At 63.2% G+C, this 18,125-nt stretch carries 17 protein-coding genes and 1 pseudogene; 13 read left to right on the plus strand and 5 right to left on the minus strand.

From position 1 onward, the window contains the following. The first annotated feature begins 120 nt into the window (after window positions 1–120). The 3 genes from KB879_RS19495 to KB879_RS19505 all read left to right on the plus strand — a co-directional run bounded on the left by KB879_RS19495 (window position 121) and on the right by KB879_RS19505 (window position 4,035). Window positions 121–1,059, plus strand: coding sequence for a LysR substrate-binding domain-containing protein (locus KB879_RS19495; protein WP_013952049.1), 939 nt, complete (start codon window positions 121–123; stop codon window positions 1,057–1,059). Between the two features lie 284 nt (window positions 1,060–1,343). Then, window positions 1,344–2,852 carry a DDE-type integrase/transposase/recombinase gene (locus KB879_RS19500; RefSeq protein WP_211979615.1) on the plus strand — a complete coding sequence of 503 codons (1,509 nt, stop codon included), beginning with the start codon at window positions 1,344–1,346 and terminating at the stop codon, window positions 2,850–2,852. A 163-nt stretch (window positions 2,853–3,015) separates the two neighbouring features. Then, a complete protein-coding gene (locus tag KB879_RS19505; RefSeq protein ID WP_249221158.1) occupies window positions 3,016–4,035 on the plus strand; it encodes a transposase in 1,020 nt (339 codons plus the stop codon). On the opposite strand, the gene KB879_RS19510 is transcribed toward KB879_RS19505, so the two are convergent. Next, the gene (locus KB879_RS19510; RefSeq protein ID WP_249221159.1) at window positions 4,007–4,201 is read right to left on the minus strand and encodes a hypothetical protein; all 195 of its coding nucleotides are present in this window, start codon (window positions 4,199–4,201) and stop codon (window positions 4,007–4,009) included. The two genes, KB879_RS19505 and KB879_RS19510, sit on opposite strands and share 29 nt — an antisense overlap. A 199-nt stretch (window positions 4,202–4,400) precedes the next feature. On the opposite strand from KB879_RS19510, the gene KB879_RS19515 reads away from it, so the two are divergent. Both KB879_RS19515 and KB879_RS19520 read left to right on the plus strand, forming a co-directional pair. Then, window positions 4,401–5,198, plus strand: a complete 798-nt coding sequence (locus tag KB879_RS19515; protein ID WP_249221160.1) for an amidohydrolase family protein — start codon at window positions 4,401–4,403, stop codon at window positions 5,196–5,198. 32 nt (window positions 5,199–5,230) lie between these two features. Then, window positions 5,231–6,196 (plus strand): Bug family tripartite tricarboxylate transporter substrate binding protein, encoded by a 966-nt coding sequence (locus KB879_RS19520; RefSeq protein ID WP_211979616.1) that lies wholly within the window; start codon window positions 5,231–5,233, stop codon window positions 6,194–6,196. Between the two features lie 280 nt (window positions 6,197–6,476). Here KB879_RS19520 and argC read toward each other — a convergent pair whose 3' ends face one another. Continuing rightward, a complete protein-coding gene (gene argC, locus KB879_RS19525) occupies window positions 6,477–7,430 on the minus strand; it encodes an N-acetyl-gamma-glutamyl-phosphate reductase (RefSeq protein WP_211979617.1) in 954 nt (317 codons plus the stop codon). Between the two features lie 201 nt (window positions 7,431–7,631). Here argC and KB879_RS19530 point away from each other — a divergent pair, with 201 nt between their 5' ends. Both KB879_RS19530 and KB879_RS19535 read left to right on the plus strand, forming a co-directional pair. Further along, the gene (locus KB879_RS19530) at window positions 7,632–8,516 is read left to right on the plus strand and encodes a LysR family transcriptional regulator (RefSeq protein WP_013952059.1); all 885 of its coding nucleotides are present in this window, start codon (window positions 7,632–7,634) and stop codon (window positions 8,514–8,516) included. Between the two features lie 127 nt (window positions 8,517–8,643). After that, window positions 8,644–8,820, plus strand: coding sequence for a hypothetical protein (locus tag KB879_RS19535; protein WP_211979618.1), 177 nt, complete (start codon window positions 8,644–8,646; stop codon window positions 8,818–8,820). A gap of 105 nt (window positions 8,821–8,925) precedes the next feature. On the opposite strand, the gene KB879_RS19540 is transcribed toward KB879_RS19535, so the two are convergent. Continuing rightward, entirely contained in the window at window positions 8,926–9,813 is an 888-nt protein-coding gene (locus KB879_RS19540; RefSeq protein ID WP_211979619.1) for a LysR substrate-binding domain-containing protein, read from the minus strand. A 108-nt stretch (window positions 9,814–9,921) separates the two neighbouring features. Between KB879_RS19540 and KB879_RS19545 the strand changes: the two genes are divergently transcribed. Then, window positions 9,922–11,190 carry an MFS transporter gene (locus KB879_RS19545; RefSeq protein ID WP_211979620.1) on the plus strand — a complete coding sequence of 423 codons (1,269 nt, stop codon included), beginning with the start codon at window positions 9,922–9,924 and terminating at the stop codon, window positions 11,188–11,190. A 21-nt stretch (window positions 11,191–11,211) separates the two neighbouring features. Here KB879_RS19545 and KB879_RS19550 read toward each other — a convergent pair whose 3' ends face one another. Continuing rightward, complete coding sequence (locus tag KB879_RS19550) at window positions 11,212–12,201, minus strand: SLAC1 anion channel family protein (protein WP_013952064.1); 990 nt, start codon at window positions 12,199–12,201, stop codon at window positions 11,212–11,214. Window positions 12,202–12,336: 135 nt separating this feature from the next. Here KB879_RS19550 and KB879_RS19555 point away from each other — a divergent pair, with 135 nt between their 5' ends. From KB879_RS19555 to KB879_RS19570, 4 genes are all read left to right on the plus strand, one after another. Continuing rightward, a complete protein-coding gene (locus KB879_RS19555) occupies window positions 12,337–13,224 on the plus strand; it encodes a LysR substrate-binding domain-containing protein (protein WP_041228532.1) in 888 nt (295 codons plus the stop codon). Between the two features lie 249 nt (window positions 13,225–13,473). Continuing rightward, window positions 13,474–14,088: a glutathione S-transferase family protein gene (locus tag KB879_RS19560; protein WP_249221161.1), complete on the plus strand. Its 615-nt coding sequence runs from the start codon at window positions 13,474–13,476 to the stop codon at window positions 14,086–14,088. A 180-nt stretch (window positions 14,089–14,268) separates the two neighbouring features. Continuing rightward, entirely contained in the window at window positions 14,269–14,841 is a 573-nt protein-coding gene (locus KB879_RS19565; RefSeq protein WP_041228534.1) for a TetR/AcrR family transcriptional regulator, read from the plus strand. A gap of 34 nt (window positions 14,842–14,875) precedes the next feature. Further along, window positions 14,876–15,757 (plus strand): NmrA family NAD(P)-binding protein, encoded by an 882-nt coding sequence (locus KB879_RS19570; RefSeq protein WP_211979622.1) that lies wholly within the window; start codon window positions 14,876–14,878, stop codon window positions 15,755–15,757. Between the two features lie 33 nt (window positions 15,758–15,790). On the opposite strand, the gene KB879_RS19575 is transcribed toward KB879_RS19570, so the two are convergent. Further along, window positions 15,791–17,455, minus strand: a complete 1,665-nt coding sequence (locus KB879_RS19575) for an ABC-F family ATP-binding cassette domain-containing protein (RefSeq protein ID WP_013952069.1) — start codon at window positions 17,453–17,455, stop codon at window positions 15,791–15,793. A 275-nt stretch (window positions 17,456–17,730) separates the two neighbouring features. Between KB879_RS19575 and KB879_RS19580 the strand changes: the two are divergent. Continuing rightward, a pseudogene (locus KB879_RS19580) lies at window positions 17,731–18,120 on the plus strand (IS3 family transposase); the annotation flags it as partial. Window positions 18,121–18,125: the final 5 nt, after the last annotated feature.

Below are 18,125 nucleotides of genomic sequence, written 5' to 3' on the forward strand. Positions count from 1 at the left end.
AGCGCCGCGACCACCGCAGCGTTGGGTGGAACTCTATGTGGCAGTCCGATAAACATCCAATCGATTATTGGGTAGAATCGATTCCGTTTAGTTATTGATTCAGCCGGGTTTACCCCCTTCATGGCCAGACAAACTGCTTCCGCCCCTTCCGCCGTGCTAGCCAAGCTGCGCTTCCGGCACCTGCAGCTGCTGGATGTGCTGGGACGCAGCCGCAACCTGCGCATCGCGGCCGAGCAGCTGCATATCACCCAGCCGGCTGCCACGAAGATACTGAGCGACATTGAAGACACTCTGCAGGCCAGGTTGTTCGATCGCTTGCCAAGGGATATGCGCCCGACCGAATTGGGCGAGTTCGCGCTGCGCTACGCATCGACGGCGCTGGCCGAACTCGGCAAGTTTGTGAGCGAACTGGAAGCGCTGCGGGCCGGCGGGCACGGCCACCTCACGGTTGGCGCGATTTCGGCGTCGGCCGCGCAGGTGGTGACCACGGCGATCCGCGAGATCCTGCAGCAGCGCCCGCGGCTGGTCGTCAAGCTGATCGAGCAGAGCAGTGACCAGCTCGCCGTCTGGCTGGAAGACCGGAAGCTGGACATCATGGTCGGGCGCCTGACCGAGCCACGGCACCAGGCGATCTTCGATTTCGAGGCACTGTCGCCAGAGCCGGTATGGGTCGTCTGCCGGCCGGGACATCCCTTGCTGGACAGGCCCAGGCTGGAAATTGCCGACATCGGCGCATGGCCGTGGATCCTTTACCCGCAGCTCACCGCCATCCGGCAACTGTTCGATGAAACCATTGCGGCAGCAGGCATCCAGGGCCTGGTCGGCATGGTGGAAACACCGTCAATCTTTTCCACGCTGGAACTGCTGCAGGCGACGGATATGCTTTCGCTGCAGCCGCGCGCCGTGGTCGAGCGCTTCGTCGCGGAACGCATGCTGTCACACGTGCCGGTGCCCATCCGGCGCGCCATGTCGAGCTACGGCATTGTCACCCGCAAGAATGAGCTGCCGTCGGAGGCCATGTTGCAGTTCATGGCGGCGCTACGGGCGGCGGCCCGGTGAGACGGCACGGGGATCGGAGATAGCAGGCGGGTCCGATGAGCTGGCCGGTTCGCCGTCCCCGGCAGATGGCTTGCGTTGATCCGGCGCCGCCGGTTTCCTTCCGGTCACCATGGACAGGATCAGGTTCTCCCTGTGCAGCCGGCTCATCAGAATCGCGGCGACAACATGCACGCTCACGCATTGACTCATCAGAATTGCAACTCGCGCTGACCTGTTGCCTCACGTAGTTTGCTACCCGTCGGATTGTCCGGCGGGAGCGGCACGAGGTGACGAGGCAAATCAGCATGACGACACGCAAGGAGTTGGTCGCAGCATTGCAATTGCGGTATGGCAGCGCGACGTTCGGTGACCGGGTCAGGATCCTCGACGAGTTCGTGGCTTTGACCGGGTATCACCGCAAACACGCCATCCGGTTGTTACGACAAAAGCCCGGCGCGGCAAAGGGGACGAGCGAGCGCAACCGGCTATATGACGAAGCGGTACGCCAGGCACTGACAGTGTTGTGGGAAGCTGCCGACCGGGTCTGCGGCAAGCGACTACAAGCGCTGATACCGAAGCTGGTTGATGCCATGGAGCGGCACGGCCATCTCGACCTGAATCCAGTCGTCAAGGCCAAACTCCTGCAGATCAGCGCGGCGACCATCGATCGCATGCTAGCCAATGCGCGTGCGCACATCGATGGGCAGCGCAAACGGCGTACGGGAGTGGGCTCGGGCATCCGGCGCAGCATTCCAGTGCGTACCTTCGCCGACTGGCGCGATCCACCACCTGGCTTCTTCGAGATCGACATGGTCGAACACTGCGGCGGATCGAAGATAGACGGTGAATTTGTCCACACCCTCACGCTGACTGATATCGCCAGCGGCTGGACAGAATGTGTGGCCATGCGAGTACGTAACCAGATGCTGGTGATTGAAGGATTTGAGAAGGCGGCTGCCGATCTGCCATTCGCGATGCTTGGAGTTGACTCGGATAATGACAGTGCGTTCATGAACCAGAGCGTCCTCGACTACTGCAAGGGCCGTGGCCTTGTGCAGACGCGCTCGAGGGCCTACAAGAAGAACGACCAGGCCTGGGTGGAGCAGAAGAACGGCGCCGTCGTGCGGAGGCTTGCCGGCTATGGCCGGCTGAGCGGTGTCGATGCCACGAACGCGCTGGTGCAGCTGTACGCTTCATCGCGGCTATACATTAACTTCTTCCAGCCTTCGTTCAAGCTGAAGTCCAAGACGCGTGACGGCGCGCGCGTACACAAGGTCTATTTAGCGCCGGCGACGCCGTGCGATCGGCTTCTGGCACACGACAGCGTCGCCCCCGCTATCAAGGAGAAGCTGAAGGCACAGTTCAAAGGCCTCGATCCTGTGCGGCTGCTGCAGGAGATGCGAATGGCTCAGCAAACATTGAGCGAGTTCGCAGCTCACGGTGTGTGTGCTGAAGCAGCGCCAGCCGGTGAGTCAGACGTTGCGGTCTTCCTCGCCGGCCTTTCTTCGGCATGGAAGGAAGGTGAGGCACGTCCAACACACCGGAAGCATCCGAAGGCAAAGCACTGGTGGCGAAGTCGGGTGGATCCGTTCGCCGACGCGTGGCCGCTAATCGAAGGATGGCTGATTGCAGAGCCCTCAGTGCCGGCCAACGTATTGATGGATCGGTTGGCCTCGATGTTTCCAGAAGCGTACGCGAGTAAGGCACAACTACGAACGCTGCAGCGCCGGGTCAAGGCGTGGCGAGCAGAGCGCGTGAAAGAACTAATTCTGGGTGACCTGCGAAAGTCCGCTGACGCGTCAGCCGAAGTGTGAGTTACGGAAAAGTTAAAAGTCGCCGGGGGCCGGGCGCTCCGCGCCCGGCAAACCACGAAAGAAGAGAAGAAAGAAAGCGAAACGACAACAATTCGTCAGGTAACATTCCTTCGTGAGGCAACACGGCCGGACAAAATGATTGTCGCCGCCCAGACATTCATTCTTGACGCTGTTTCCGATCAACCCCTCAATGCTCGCAAAGTACCGCGAGGCGTTCAAACCGAGCCGAGCCAAGGACGATCCCACCGATGCAGAGTTGGCACTTGACCTTTTGCTTCGTCATCCTGATCGGTTCAGTGCACTTAATCCGCAGAGCGCTGATATGCGCTCTTTGCTGAGCTTGATTGAGCAGCGTCGCGAACTGGTCGGCGATAAGATTCGATTCACCAACCGACTGACCCATGCTCTGAAGCAGTACTATCCTCAAGCCTTGGAATGGTTTGAGGACATTGACACCATACAGTTCTGTGATTTCCTCACTCGCTGGCCCACGCTGCCAGCAGCCAAACGCGCGCGGAGGACGACCCTCGAAGACTTCTTCCATGCGCACAACTGTCGACGGGCCCAACTAATCGAGAGGCGTTTGGCGTCTATCCGGGGTGCTATGCCTATGACGGACGATCCCGGCGTTGTCGCACCCAATCGCTTGCTCGCGTTGATGTTGGTAGCTCAGCTACGGAAAGTGCTCGCAGCGATCGACGTGTTCGACAAGGAGATTGCGAGGATCGCACGCACACTGCCTGACTTCGACCTATTTGATAGTTTGCCTGGCGCCGGGCCGCATTTGACGCCGCGGCTGCTAGCCGCGTTTGGTGAGCAACGTGATCGCTACAACGGGGCGGAGGAACTGCAGAAGTACTCCGGCATTGCGCCAGTCACTGAGCGCAGCGGTAAGAAGCGCTGGGTGCATTGGCGCTGGCAATGCCCGACTTTCCTGCGGCAGACATTCGTCGAATGGGCGGGACAGACCATCAACAAATCGTCCTGGGCTGGGGCCTACTACCGCCAACAGCGGGCCAAGGGCAGTTCGTACCAAGCGGCCGTCCGCGCACTAGCATTCAAATGGATACGTATCCTGTACCGCTGCTGGCAGACAGGAACCAGGTACGACGAAGACCTGTACCTCAACGCCTTGAAGAGGCGTGGTTCGCCACTCATTGGGCAATGCGGCCCACGATCTTGAGCGAATGGGCTTCGATGGCCGGCACCGGTGGCTCTTCGCCCACGTGCAGGAACAGGTCCAGCACCGAGGCGCCCAGCGCCGTGCCCGCGGGCGGCAGGACCCAGTCCATGGTGGCGAGCTCGTGCCAGTCCAGCGCGCGCTTGCCCAGATGCCGAACATCCGTCACTCCACACCACAGGAGCCCCCTTGATGCCTGTCATCGATGTTCACACCCACATCTTCACAAAACCTTGGCTGGAGCTGCTCAAGCGCAAGGGCGGCCTCTACAACATCCAGCAGCGCCCCGACGGCCAGCACGAGGTATTCCGTGGCGACACGTCATCCCACAGAAGGGGCACTTCGACTACGATCTACGCATCCAGCACATGGACGCGGCCGGCATCGACATCTCAGTCATGTCGCTGACTTGCCCCAATGTGTTCTGGGGCGACGAGGAAACCAGCTGCGAAGCGGCGCGTGAATCCAACGATTCGCTGGCGCAGGCGCAGGCGGCTCACCCGAGCCGGCTGCGCTGGTTCACCTCGCTGCCGTGGGAATACCCGCAGCGCGCGCTCGACGAGCTCAAGCGCACCTGCGACAACGGTGCGAGCGGCGTCATGGTGCTAGCCAACATCGCCGGCCGCAGCCTGACCGACCCGGCCTTCGCACCCATCTGGGCCGAAATCGACCGTCGCGCGCTGCCGGTGCTGGTGCACCCCACCGATCCGCCGGGCGCCGACCTGATGGACATGACCAAGTTCGACCTGAGCTGGTCCGTGGGCTTCATGTTCGACACCACGCTCGCCATCACGCGCATGATCTTCGAGGGCTTCTTCGACCAATACCCCAACCTCAAGATCATCGCCTCGCATGCGGGTGGCGCGTTGCCCTACCTGGCCGGCCGTTTCGGGAAGGGCCACGAGGTCGAGATCCCCCAGCGGCGCAAGATGCAGCGCACGCCCATCGACTACCTGCGCCACATCCACTACGACTGCATCTCGTACAGTCCGGCTTCGCTGGAGTTCCTGATCTCCGTCGTCGGCGCCGACCGCGTGATGTTCGGCACAGACTGGCCGCACCAGGTTCACGACACGCGCGGGTCCTTCGCCAATACCGAGCGGCTGTCCGCCGCGCAGCGCGACGCCGTGCGTTCGGGCAATGCCAAGCGAGTATTCGGCTTCTGATCGACTTCGGCTGACCAAGGAGACTCATCACCATGATGAAGCGACGCGTTTTCAATCGGGTTGCAACCATGGCGCTGGCCGCCGTGCTGCCCATGGGCGCCCTCGCCCAGGACAAGCCGCCCCTCAAGCTGCTGGTCGGCTTCGCGCCCGGCGGCTCGGTCGATGTCGTGGCGCGGCTGCTGGCCGAGCGCCTGCGCCTGCCGCTCGGCCAGCAGGTGGTCGTCGAGAACAAGCCCGGAGCTGGCGGTCGGCTGGTGCTTGGGGAAGTAAAGCGCGCGCCGGCCGACGGCAACACGCTGGTAATTTCGCCCAGCGGCGCGTTGGTGATTTCGCCATGGCTCTATAACCTCAACTACGACCCGGTGAAGGACTTCACGCCCATCGCGCGTGTGGTGACCTTCGACTTTGCGGTGACGGCGGGTCCGGTGGCGCCGTCCGGTGACATCCGCGCGGTGCTGAACTGGCTCAAGGCCAACCCGGCCCGCGCCAACTACGGCACTTCGGGCGCGGGTACCGTGCCCCACTTTGCGGGCGTGCTGCTGTCGCAGGCCTCAGGCGTGCCGCTCACGCACGTGGCCTACAAGGGCGGCGCGCCGGCGGTGTCCGATCTGCTGGGCGGACAGATTCCTATCATGGTGGACACGATATCGGAGACCATCGAGCATCACCGCGCGGGCCGCCTGCGCATCCTCGCGGTCACGGGTAACGCGCGATCGCCGGCGCTGCCCGACGTGCCCACGCTCAAGGAGTCCGGAATCGATGCCACAGCGGAGGCCTTCGTCGGCCTGTTCGCCCCGGCAGGCCTGCCGGCCGATAAGGTCAAGCGCCTGTCCGACGCGATCGCCGAAGTGCTCAAGGCGCCCGATCTCCAGGCGCGCGTCCGCGAGATCGGCCCGAATGCGAACTACGCCGGCCCGCAGCAACTCGGCGAGACCCAGGTCGCCGAGCTCAGGCGCTGGGAACGGCCCATCAAAGCATCGGGCTACAAGGCCGAGTGACGTTGCCGTCGACGCGGTGCTGCAGTTGTGCGAGCGCGAGGAAGAGGGCCGCCAGGCGCGAGTACCGCTCGGCGCTGACGAGAGACATGCCAGAGGAAATTCGCTCGGTGCTACTGCGTCAGTACGAGGGCATGCAGAATTATCACGAACGCATCCACGCCATGCGTGGCATGCAGATTCACTGACGCGCCGAATCACGCCTGATTGACCCGATCGCACCAGGCGGGCCGGAAGCCGGGAAGCTGCCGGCCCGCTTCTTATTTCGACGCTGGGTAGTGCCTCAGGCGGCCCGGCGAACCTCCGCCGCCACCCCGGCCAGCATGAGGTCGAGGTTCTGCACTGCCGCCCCCGAAGCACCCTTGCCGAGGTTGTCGAACACCGCTGCCAACAGCACCTGCCCGTGCTCGCGGTTGGCGAACACGCCCAGGCGCAGGGCGTTGGTGCCGTTCAGTGCCTGCGGGTCGAGGTGAGTGGCGGCGGCCGATTCGGCTAGCGGCATCACCTCGACATGGCGGGCGCCGGCGTAGTGGTCGAGCAGGCAGGCGTGCAGCCTGCCGACGTCCGTGCCGGATGCCAGCAGGTCCAACTCCAGCGCCACCGTCAGTACGATACCTTGCCGGAAGGCGCCGTAGGCCGGCACGAAGGCGGGGCGCCGTGCCAGGCCCGCGTGCTGCTGGATTTCAGGCGTGTGCTTGTGCGCCAGGCCCAGGCCATAGACCTGGAAGGGCAGGGCCCGGGTGGCCTGCGGTCCCTCGTAGGTATCGACGGCGGTGCGGCCGCCACCCGAATAGCCCGACACCGCGTGGATGGCGAGGGGGTAGTCGTGCGGCAGCAGGCCGGCCTCCACCAAGGGGCGCAGCAGGCCGATCGCCCCGGTGGGATAGCAGCCCGGATTGCTGACGCGCAGCGCGCCCGCGATGCGCTGCGCCTGGCCGGCGGCCATCTCCGGAAAGCCGTAGGTCCAGCCGGGCTGCGTGCGGTGTGCCGAACTGGAGTCGATCACACGCACTGCAGGGTTGACGATGGACGTCACCGCCTCGCGTGCGGCGGAGTCCGGCAGGCACAGGATGGCGATGTCGCAGCCGTTGATGGCGTCGGCGCGCGCGCGCGCATCCTTGCGCTGGCCGGCGGGCAGTGTCAGCAGGCGCAGATCGTCGCGTCCGCGGAGGCGTTCGTGGATCTGCAGGCCGGTGGTGCCCTGGTCGCCGTCGATGAAAACAAGAGGGTAGCGCATGGGATGGATCCTTGGACGTGGCGTGAAAGTGGCGGCCCCGGCCGGTGCAGCATCAGCTCTGCGTTGGTGCGGCCGGTTACAGGAAGCGCCATCTTGCGCCACCGGATAGAATCGAAGAAGTTGAATTTCATGACGATGAAATTCATGTTTCCTGAACGATATCCTCGTCAGCAGATACGCCCTTAACCGGAGTTCCGCCCCATGCGCGAGATCAGCCTGGACCGCCTGCGTACCCTCGTCGCCATCGCCGATCTGGGTTCCTTCGCCGAAGCTGCGCGCGCGTTGCACTTGGCTCCGCCCACCGTCAGCCTTCACATTGCCGAGCTGGAAGCCCGCGTCGGTGCGGTACTGCTGACGCGTAGGCGCGGCGAGGTGCGTCCGTCGTCCATTGGCGAGACACTGGTCGATCGCGCCCGCCGCCTGCTGGCCGATGCCGACCTTGCGCTGGACGACGTGCAGCGTCAGGTGCAGGGGTTGACCGGCCGCGTGCGCCTCGGCGCCTCGACCGGGGCCATCGCCCACCTGCTGCCGCAGGCGCTGGCCATGCTGGCGGAGCGGCATCCCGATATCGACGTGCAGGTGGCCGTGCTTACCTCGCAGGAGACGCTGGCGCGGCTGGCCGCCGGCACGCTGGAGGTCGGTCTGGTGGCACTACCACAGGCGCGCGTGGCGGGGCTGACCATCCGCCCTTGGCGGCGCGATCCGGTACGGGCTTTCCTGCCAGCGAGTTGGCCCTGCCCGGCGCGCATCACGCCGGCCTGGCTGGCAACGCGCCCGCTGATCCTGAATGACGGCACCACGCGCCTGTCGCGCCTGACCGCCGAGTGGTTCGCCAGCGGTGGCCACAGGCCGGCGCCGCGTATTCAGCTCAACTACAACGACGCCATCAAGAGCCTGGTGGCGGCCGGCTATGGCGCGGCCCTGCTGCCACACGAGGTCACCACGCCGGCGCCGGATGCGCGCGTAGTGATGCGGCCGCTGCGGCCGGCGTTGTGGCGGCGACTGGGGTTGGCGCACAGCGGGGAACGGGTAGAACGTGCCACGGAATACGTACTGGAGGCCCTGTGGGCGCTGCGGGCGGGGTAGCGCCATTGGCCTGCGCTATCGGTGCTGCGGCGCCGAGGGTAGGCGTGCAGCCAGCCTGGGCTGCTAGCGACGGGCGGCATAAGCGCCGTGCCGTTTCGGACTAGAATCCTCTGAGGAGGTGTCAGTCATGTCCGCTATCAAGCGCATCGATCCGGGCCATTCCGCCTATCAGGCCGCGCCGCACAGGACGACCCGCTACCCTGCGGAGCACGTCACGTTGACGGCTGACTCCAGGAAGAGGCTGCGCCCCAGTGTGCCGCATCGAAAGGTCGGGCGCGGCAAGGTCGGCGTCGGCGGCAAGTAGGCACCTGCAACCGTCGCTGAAAGCGAACAGGATGTCGTCGATGGCGGCATCGCCGTTGCCGTGGTGATCTGCCCGGGAGCCGATCCAATAGGGCGTGACAAGCCATCACACCGGACGCAACGCCTGCAGCATGATGTCGGCCAGGCGTTGTGATACCTCGGACGCGGGCCCCGGCGCGCGCAGCAGCATCAGGGGCATCTTGCCGAGCGGCGGCAATCCTTCGGCAGCCCCAAGCTGCCGCAGCGATGCCGGCAAGCCGTAGGGCGTGCGGACTACCAACCCAAGTCCGGCTGCCGCTGCGGCCCACAGGCCGCCAAGGTTGGGGCTGGTGAACGAGACGCGCCAGGGAATTCCGGCGCGGTCCAATGCCGCCGTGGCGGCATCGTGGAAATGGCAGGGCCGGTCGAACGCCGCCAGTGGTATCGGCTCGCCAGGTACGATGTGCCACGGCAGCGCAGCCGGTCCGACCCAGCACATCGGTGGTTCGCCGACCACGGCGATATCGGCGCCGGGTTCTCTTGCCGTCCGAGCGCCATCCGCGCTACCCCAGACCAGCGCGAGATCCAGCGTCCGCGCCTGGATGCGGGCGAACAAATCGTGATTGCGCGCCACCATGGCTTCGACCCGGACCTTCGGATGTGCTCGCGCAAACCGCCCCAACACCTCTGGCAACATTGCCTCGCCGAACTCTTCCTGCAGTCCCAATCGCACGCCGCCGGACAGGTCCACCCCTCGCACGGCCGCGGCAGCTTCGTCGTTCAGGGCAACCATTCTGCGCGCGTAACCAAGCAGCAGACTCCCCGCCTCAGTGAGTTCCAGGGTCCTGCCGGCCTTGCGAAACAGCGGCGTGCCGGCCATGTCCTCGAGCTTGTGAATCTGCGCACTGACGGCCGAAGTGGAGCGGCCGACCTGCTCTGCAGCGCGCGCGAAGCTGCCGAGGTCGATGCCGGCGATCAAGCTGCGCAGCGCGGCAATATCAAGATTCGACGCCATGGCAATCGTGCGGAAAAACGAAACAATTGGTCCAAAACTTTCTGATTTTCAAGACGAATATTGGTTGCAATACTGACGCTCTGTCAACTGCCTTATCGGAGGGCCGTCGTGGCCGAGTCCGTCTGTTTTCCCCGCCCTGGTGGTAATTCCCTCGCCGCCTCCGCCGCTTCGCATCGCTGGAAAGTGTTGGGCGTCGGCGTTGCCGCGAACGCCAGCTTCATCGCTGCAGCCAACGGTTTGCCCGCCACCGCGGTGTGGCTGCGCAGCGCCTATCAGATCGACAACGGGGGGCTTGGCCTGCTGCTTGGTGCGTTGGGCATCGGCGCCGCGTTGTCCGAACTGCCATGGGGCGCAGCGGCCGACCGGTGGGGCGACCGTCGCGTCCTGCTGTACGGGCTCGGCGCGACCGCTGTCATACTGGCCGTGATGGCACTGTTTCTGGCCCCAAGGCCGGATCGCGTGCCGCCCTTGCCGGTGGCGATGGCCTGCATGGCGCTGCTGGGACTGGCGGGCGGCAGCGTCAACGGGGCCAGCGGGCGGGCGGTGATGCGATGGTTCGCCGAAGGCGAGCGCGGCCTGGCGATGAGTATCCGCCAGACGGCGGTGCCCCTGGGCGGCGCGCTAGGAGCGCTCGTGTTGCCGTGGCTGGCTTTTGCCATGGGCTTTCGCTGGGTGTACGCAGTCCTGGCCGCGCTCTGCTTTGCCTCTGCCTGGCTGACTTGGCGATGGCTGCACGAACCCACGCATCTCGCTTCCCCCACGTCGGCACAACGCCATGCGCACGACAATGCCAGCCCGTTGCGCAGCCTGCGGGTCTGGTGCATTGCCGTGGCCATCGGCATCCTGTGCGCACCCCAATTCGCGGTTTTGAGCTTCGCCTCGGTGTTCCTGCACGATGCGGCCCATGTGGGTGTGTCGGGCATCGCCGCCACCCTTTGCGCTGTGCAGCTTGGCGCGATGGCGATGCGGATCTGGAGCGGCCGCCATACCGATCGGCGTGGCAACCGCCGTGTATGGCTGCGCCATTGCACGCTGATCGCCGCGCTGATGTTCGTGCCGCTGGCCCTCTGCGCGGCGGTCGGGCAGAGTGTTCCTGCGACGCTGACCATGGTCGCGGTCGTGCTGGCTGGCATCGCGGTTTCGGCCTGGCATGGGGTTGCCTACACCGAACTGGCGACGCAGGCGGGCGCGGAGCGGGCGGGTACGGCCCTCGGCCTGGCCAATACGCTGGTCTTTGCCGCGTACTTCGCTGCCCCTGCGGCGATTCCGCTACTGCTCGATCGCGGCGGCTGGGCCGGCGTCTGGCTCCTGGCGGGGGCCTGCGCGGCGACGGCGTGGCCGCTTTTTCCCCGGGCTGGCGATCGTCCCAGCAACTGACCGACGTTTCCAGTCACTGCTTCAACCGGCGAGCAGCTTCCCATTTATAAGCATGTGCAGGGTTCTGACAAGGAGAACCACGATCGCGATGCTCAGCATGGCGAGGAGGAGGATCGCAATCACCGTCACGGGCCAGGCCTGGGCGAACATCGAGTATTTCAGCGCGGCACTCGCGAGGGCCGCCATCGGAAAGCTGATGGCCCACCAACCGGAAGCGAACGGAATTCCCTTGCGAAAGACTTTAGGCGCCAGCGTAAGGAATATGAAGAGGCCGAAGTAGAACAGCAAGCCGGAGAAAGTGTCGACGCGTTGCGTAAAGTTGGTGTAGGCGAGAAAGCCCACTTCGAAGGGTGCCATCAGGATCAACAGGGAAGGAACCATGCCGGCGGGCAGGGGCTCGTGATGAATCATTCGCGACATGATCATCGTAAAGAACAAGAGGGCAATCATTGTCCCAACGGCCAGTGCGAACATGTTGACTTCATGGGCCCACGGCATTGGCATGCTTCCACCTGCAACCGCGATATCCAAAGTGGCGACCCCGGGGATAAACCAGGCAGGAACCGCGTGTGCAGCGTCAATCTTGCCCTGCAGCAGCCGGCTCGCAATCGTGAAACAGAGCGCGATCGTCGCAATTGTGCCCACTATCCAGATGACTTCGGCGAGCGGCTGGCTAAGTTGAGCAACGACCGAGGAGAGCAGCAGGATAGCGATCGTGATCGTGCCGAAGAAGTTGCCAGCGACGGGATGTCGGAACTCGCCGCGGACCGCGTCCGGATGTTGGATTGCCTTGACGAGATACCCCGCGCTCAGCGCCAGGAACACGACGATAGCGAGGATCCCGGCTGCCGCGGATATCAGTGGCGTTACCCCAAATTCCTGGCTGGCCTGGCGCCACGCGATCGAGAGCCCGGCAATGCCCATCACGGACGCAAACAGGTTGACGGGCAAGTTTTTGATGGAAGCGTTCCGTTGCAAAGCCTGCGGTTGGGTACTCGATAGTGTTGACACAGCACATTCTCCAGACTCTCGACGCGTTCGCCGAGGAATGCCTGGATAGTAGGCGCTTCCACCCAGAAAGATAATCTGCCATCATCAAGAATCACCCTCCCAAAAAATGAGAACGTGGCCGATCGTTTCGAATCCATGTCGATTCTGGTGGCCGTGGTCGACGCAGGCAGTTTTTCTGCAGCTGCCCGGCAGCTCGAGATTCCGCTTGCAACGGTCAGCCGCAAGGTCGCAGAACTGGAGTCACACCTGAAAACCCGACTCCTGCATCGCTCCACCCGGCAACTTGCGCTCACAGAAGCCGGACAGTCCTATGTCGCCGCGTGCCGGCGCATTCTCGATGAAGTTGGAGAAGCAGAGCGTGCCGCATCGGGGGAATACGCGGCGCCTAAAGGTGAACTTGTCATGACGGCGCCCATTGTCTTCGGACGCTTGCACTTGTTGCCGGTGGTCGCGGAATTCCTCAAGACTTACCCGGACATCGATGTGCGGATGGTGCTGACCGACCGTGTGATGCATCTTCTTGAAGAGCAAGTCGACGTCGCAGTGCGGATCGCTGAACTACCCGACAGCAGTTTCATAGCGACGCGGATTGGCACAACGCGTCGGGTGGTATGCGCGAGCCCAGCCTACTTCGATGAACATGGCACGCCGACGAACCCCCTTGAGCTAACCGGCCATGCATGCATCACCATGGATCAGATTGCATCCAGGCAAGTCTGGACTTTCCTGTCGGGCAAGGCGGAGGTGGAGGTGCCCATCCGCTCGCGGCTTGTCGTGAGCACTGCCGAAGCCGCAATCGACGCGGCGGTGGCCGGGGTCGGCCTCACTCGCGTGCTGTCCTACCAGATGGCGGACGCGATCCGTGCCGGTGCGGTCAAGACCACGCTCGAAGCGTTCGAGCCAGCGCCGTGGCCCATCAGCCTGGTTCACCCTGGACAGGGGATTCTGCCGCTGAAGTTGCGCGCATTTCTTGATTTCGCCGGGCCACGATTGAAGGCTCGGTTGAAGGAACTAGGCGTCTAATGGGCTTATGCTTTGCTCGGGGCCCGCAGATATCCAGGTCACCGCCTCGGGCGTACCGAGCCGGGCACGCCAGGGCATGGACGGCGAGTTGTCACGAGCGACCGGTAGATCCACCGACTACTATTAGACGTCGACAACTTGGTAACGAAGACGAACGTCCGATTGGTGCTTCAGGAGACGACCGCTGAGCCGGCACGCCCGTATCTACCGGTAGCCTAGTGTGAGGCTCGCATGGATGAGGCAGGACGCATGCAAGGTTCGATCGAACTGTATGGAGCATTGACTGGCAACTGTATCCGTGCCGCGATCGCGCTTGACGAGGCGGACATCCCCTATACGGTCACGCGGGTCAATCTGGCTGCGGGTGAACAGCGCAGCGAGCAACATCGTGTCCTGAATGCTTTCGGCAAGGTTCCGGTACTTGTCGAGTACCGGAACGGCGGCAATTTCGTGTTGACGCAGTCGAATGCCATCATGCTGTTTGCGGCCGAGCGCTCCAGGAACAAGCTCCTGCCCGCCGATCCGGTGGCACGCGCCAAGGTCTATGAGCGTTTTTTCTATTTTCTGACTGACGTGATCGCGGTAAGTCACTGTGCGTTCCGGCTTGAGCAGATCGGCGCAGGCGCTCACGCCTCGCACATCCATGAACTGGCAAGAGCCTCACTCATCGAAGCGGAGCAATTCCTGACGTCGACAGAGTTCATGGCTGGCGATACGTTTTCGCTTGCCGACATTGCGGCATTCACCATCGCAAGTACCTTCAGCGGCAATATTCAGTGGTCGGATCACCCGGCCCTTATGCGGTGGTTTCAGACAGCCGCACAACGTCCCGCCGTAGTGAAGGGACTGAAGGCATTCGAATAAGGATTCACTTGCGGCCCTATCTTCCTGCCCGCGGCGCAGCAGAAGCGCCGCAGGGGTAACTTTTTTCTGCCGAAAAGTCCACCGGCACCCCGCAATTCTCTTCCTTGACTTCCATTTAGATGTTACATACCATCTAAATAAGATGGTTGGCGACCACACACAAAGGTACGGAGAAAGGTGATGCGGAAATCAAAGGTTGAAACAGCGGATACCCGCCGACGCATTGTGGAGGTCGCGGCGCGAGAGTTCCGGATCCATGGCATCCAGGCGACGGGATTGAACAACGTGATGTCGCCGTTAGGCCTCACGCAGGGCGGTTTTTATCGGCATTTCTCTTCGAAGGATCAACTGATCGCAGAAGCGTGTTCCCAGGCGATGACCGAGGTCATCGACGGGCTGGAAGCCGCCGCGCGAGATAGCGATGCGGACAACGGATTTGCCGCCGTCGTCAATGCCTATGTGTCTGAGCACCACCGCGACACACGGACAGGCGGATGTCCGCTGGCGGCTATGGGGAGCGAACTCGCCAGGGCTGATGCGCAGACGCGGGCGGCAGCCACGCAAGGTTTTGAAGAGCTGGTCGATGTACTGGCGAAGCGAATGGACGGCAAGTCGCCAAAGGCGGCAAGGTCCTCGGCTGTGTTCGCAGCGGCGGCCATGATTGGGGCCGTAACGATGTCAAGAGTCGTTGAAGATTCCGACGCTTCAGCGGCGATTCTGGAGGATGTGAAGCAGCACCTCGGGGCGATGTAAACCTGTCGGACACATTCACAGATTGGGGCAATACATGGAACGGCGCAAATATCTCATCACTGGCGCCACCGGCAAGACCGGGATCTACACCACCCGATTTCTGCTCAACGCTGGGCACGCGGTTCGCGCGTTCGTACACCAGGAAGATGAGCGCAGCGCTGCGCTGCGCAATGAAGGCGCCGAGATCTTCGTGGGTGACCTTCTCGAGCATGACGACGTGATTCGCGCCATGGAAGGCGTTGCGGGAGCGTATCTCTGCTATCCGGTTCGCCCGGGCTACATTCAGGCCACCTCATACTTTGCCGATGCCGCAAAGCGCGCCGGCGTAGACGTCGTCATCGAGATGTCGCAAATCTCGGCGCGGGACGATTCGGAGAGCCATGCCGCCCGCGACCACTGGATCGCCGAGCGCGTGCTCGACTGGTCCGGTGTGCCGGCCGTCCATATTCGCCCGACCTACTTCTCCGAATGGCTGACTTTTCCGTGGGTACTCGACCCTCTCGTGCAGGAAGGAAAGATCACGTTGCCCTATGGTGCCGGTCGTCATGCACCGATTGCCGCCGAGGACCAAGCCCGTCTGATCGCAAATATCCTTGCTGAGCCTTCGAATCATATCGGCAAGACCTACTCCCTCTTTGGTCCTGTCGAGCTGAACCAGCAAGAAATCGCCGATGAGATTGGCAAGGTGCTGGGACGCAAGATCACCTATGCGCCGTCGACCCTTGAGCAATATCGTGAGCATCTGGAGAAGTACAACCTGCCGGAATTCGTGATCCAGCATTTCCTGGCTACCGCGGTCGACTATCAGAACGGCATCTTCTCCGGTACTGACGGCGTCATCAAGGAGATCACGGGCAAGGCGCCGCAGACGGTCGCTGAATTTGTAGAGGCCAATCGCGAGGTCTTCGAAGCATAAACTCGACCCGGAGCTGGAGCCCACACAATCCATTCATTGTGTGGGCGCCTGCTCGCGCATGCGACGGGCTTCATCGCGCAGGAACTGCTGGTAATCGTCCAGATCGCCGTCGAAGGGCTCGACGCCGCCCTTGGTGACCAGCCAGAACTCGTCACATACGGCGCGCAGCAGGGCCCGGTCGTGACTGACCAGCATCACTGTGCCTTCGAATTCGTTGAGCGCCATGCCTAGCGCTTCGCGGGTGGCCAGGTCGAGGTGGTTGGTAGGCTCGTCGAGCAGCAGCAGGTTAGGACGCTGCCACACGATCATGCACAACACGAGCCGCGCCTTCTCGCCGCCGCTCATCGTGCTAACCGCCTGATGGACCATGTCGCCACTGAAGTTGAAGGTGCCGAGGAAGGTGCGAAGCGATTGTTCGGTGCCACTCTGGCCGGGAGCGCGCATGTGCGCCGGCGTGTCCTTGGCAAGGCGGATCATGTGTTCCATCGGCGTGTCGAGCGGGCGCAGCACGTCGAGTTCCTGCTGTGCGAAGTAGCCGATATTCAGGCCTTTGCCTTCGCTGATTTCGCCGGCAATCGGCGCCAGCGCGTGCGCCACCGTCTTCACCAGCGTGGACTTGCCTTGGCCGTTGGCACCGAGAATGCCGATGCGCTGCCCGGCCAGCACGGAACGGTTGATGCCCCGCACGATGACCGTGGGCGGCGTGCCCGGCAGCGCGCCGGTCGGCGCCGGGTAGCCGAAGCTCGCGTCCAGCATCGACAACAGCGGGTTCGGAACGTTGAGCGGCTCCTTGAACTCGAAGTTGAACTCTGCGTCGGCAAGTACCGGTGCGATCTTCTCCATGCGTTCGAGCGCCTTGACCCGGCTCTGCGCCTGCTTCGCCTTCGAGGCCTTGGCCTTGAAACGGTCGATGAATTTCTGCAGGTGGGCGATCTTGTCCGCCTGCTTGGCCATCGCGGCCTGCTGCAGTACGAGTTGCTCAGCGCGCATGTCTTCGAACTTGCTGTAGTTGCCGCCATAACGCACGAGCTTGGCGTTGTCGACGTGCACCGTCACCTGCGTCACCGCGTCGAGGAATTCGCGGTCGTGGCTGATCACTACCAGGGTTCCTTGATAGCGCTTGAGCCAGGCTTCCAGCCAGACCAGCGCGTCGAGGTCGAGGTGATTGGTCGGCTCGTCGAGCAGCAGCAGGTTCGACGGGCACATGAGCGCGCGTGCCAGTTGCAGTCGCATGCGCCAGCCGCCAGAGAAACTGTTGACCGGCTGACTAAGCTGCGCAGCACTGAAGCCAAGGCCGAGGATCAGCGCTTGGGCACGTGCGGGGGCATCGTGCGCACCGGCGTCGTGCAGGTCCATGTAGGCGTGCGCCATGCGCATACCGTCGTCGCTGACCTCGGCGGCGGCTACTTCGGCCTGCGCGGCCAACAGCACGGTATCCCCCTCGACTACGAAGTCGGTCGCGCTCTGCTCGGTCTCCGGCATCTCCTGCGCGACCTGGCCCATCTTCCATGCAGCGGGAATCGAGAACTCGCCGCTGTCTTCGTGCAGCGTGCCGTTGAGAAGGCCGAAGAAGGATGACTTGCCGGCGCCATTTCGGCCGACAAGGCCAATCTTTTCGCCGGGGTTGAAGGTGACGGACGCGCGGTCGAGTACGACATTGACGCCGCGACGCAGCGTGACATTACGGACGGAAATCATAGGGAGCTACTTCAGAGAGGATTCGCATGATAGCCGACCGGACGTGCAGGGCTGTCTCTTTTTTTGGCCGCGCGCGTGAAGAGCCGTTTGCGCTTTGCGGCGCACACCGGCCACAAGGCGAGGCAGTCCCTGGCGCACCCGGCGTTCCGGCCGAGTACGGTGAAATCTGGCGGGTTCTGCGTGCGAAGTTCCCCCCGGCTATCGCCAGCCACAGTGCCGTTCAGGATTTCTACTTTGGGCCTGATTTCCTGCTGCGCCGCCACGACTATGAGCTAGAAGTGTCTGGTGGCTTGGCGGCGGCCCAGTATGTGCATGACTTCGTCGCAAGTGGATTTCCGGCCAGCAAAGAGCGGGTTGAGCGGCTCATGCGCGACAACGGCATCCGGGCCCGGCACAAACGGCGCTACAAGGTGACGACGGACTCGAAGCACAAGCTGCCCGTTGCAGAGAATCTACTGGCACGCAGCTTCACGCCGACGGCGCCGAACCAGGTGCTGGCGGAATATGGCATGCGCTGCTCGATGAGCCGCAAAGGAAATTGTCAGGACAACGCCCCTACGGAGAGCTTCTTCAATAGCCTGAAGAACGAGCGAGTACACGCCACGCGCTACCGAACGCACCAGGAAGCAATGGCGGACTTGTTCGAATACATCGAAGTGTTCTACAAGTA

Origin of the sequence: Cupriavidus sp. KK10 (assembly GCF_018223725.1) — a bacterium.
Taxonomy (GTDB): Bacteria; Pseudomonadota; Gammaproteobacteria; order Burkholderiales; family Burkholderiaceae; genus Cupriavidus; species Cupriavidus necator.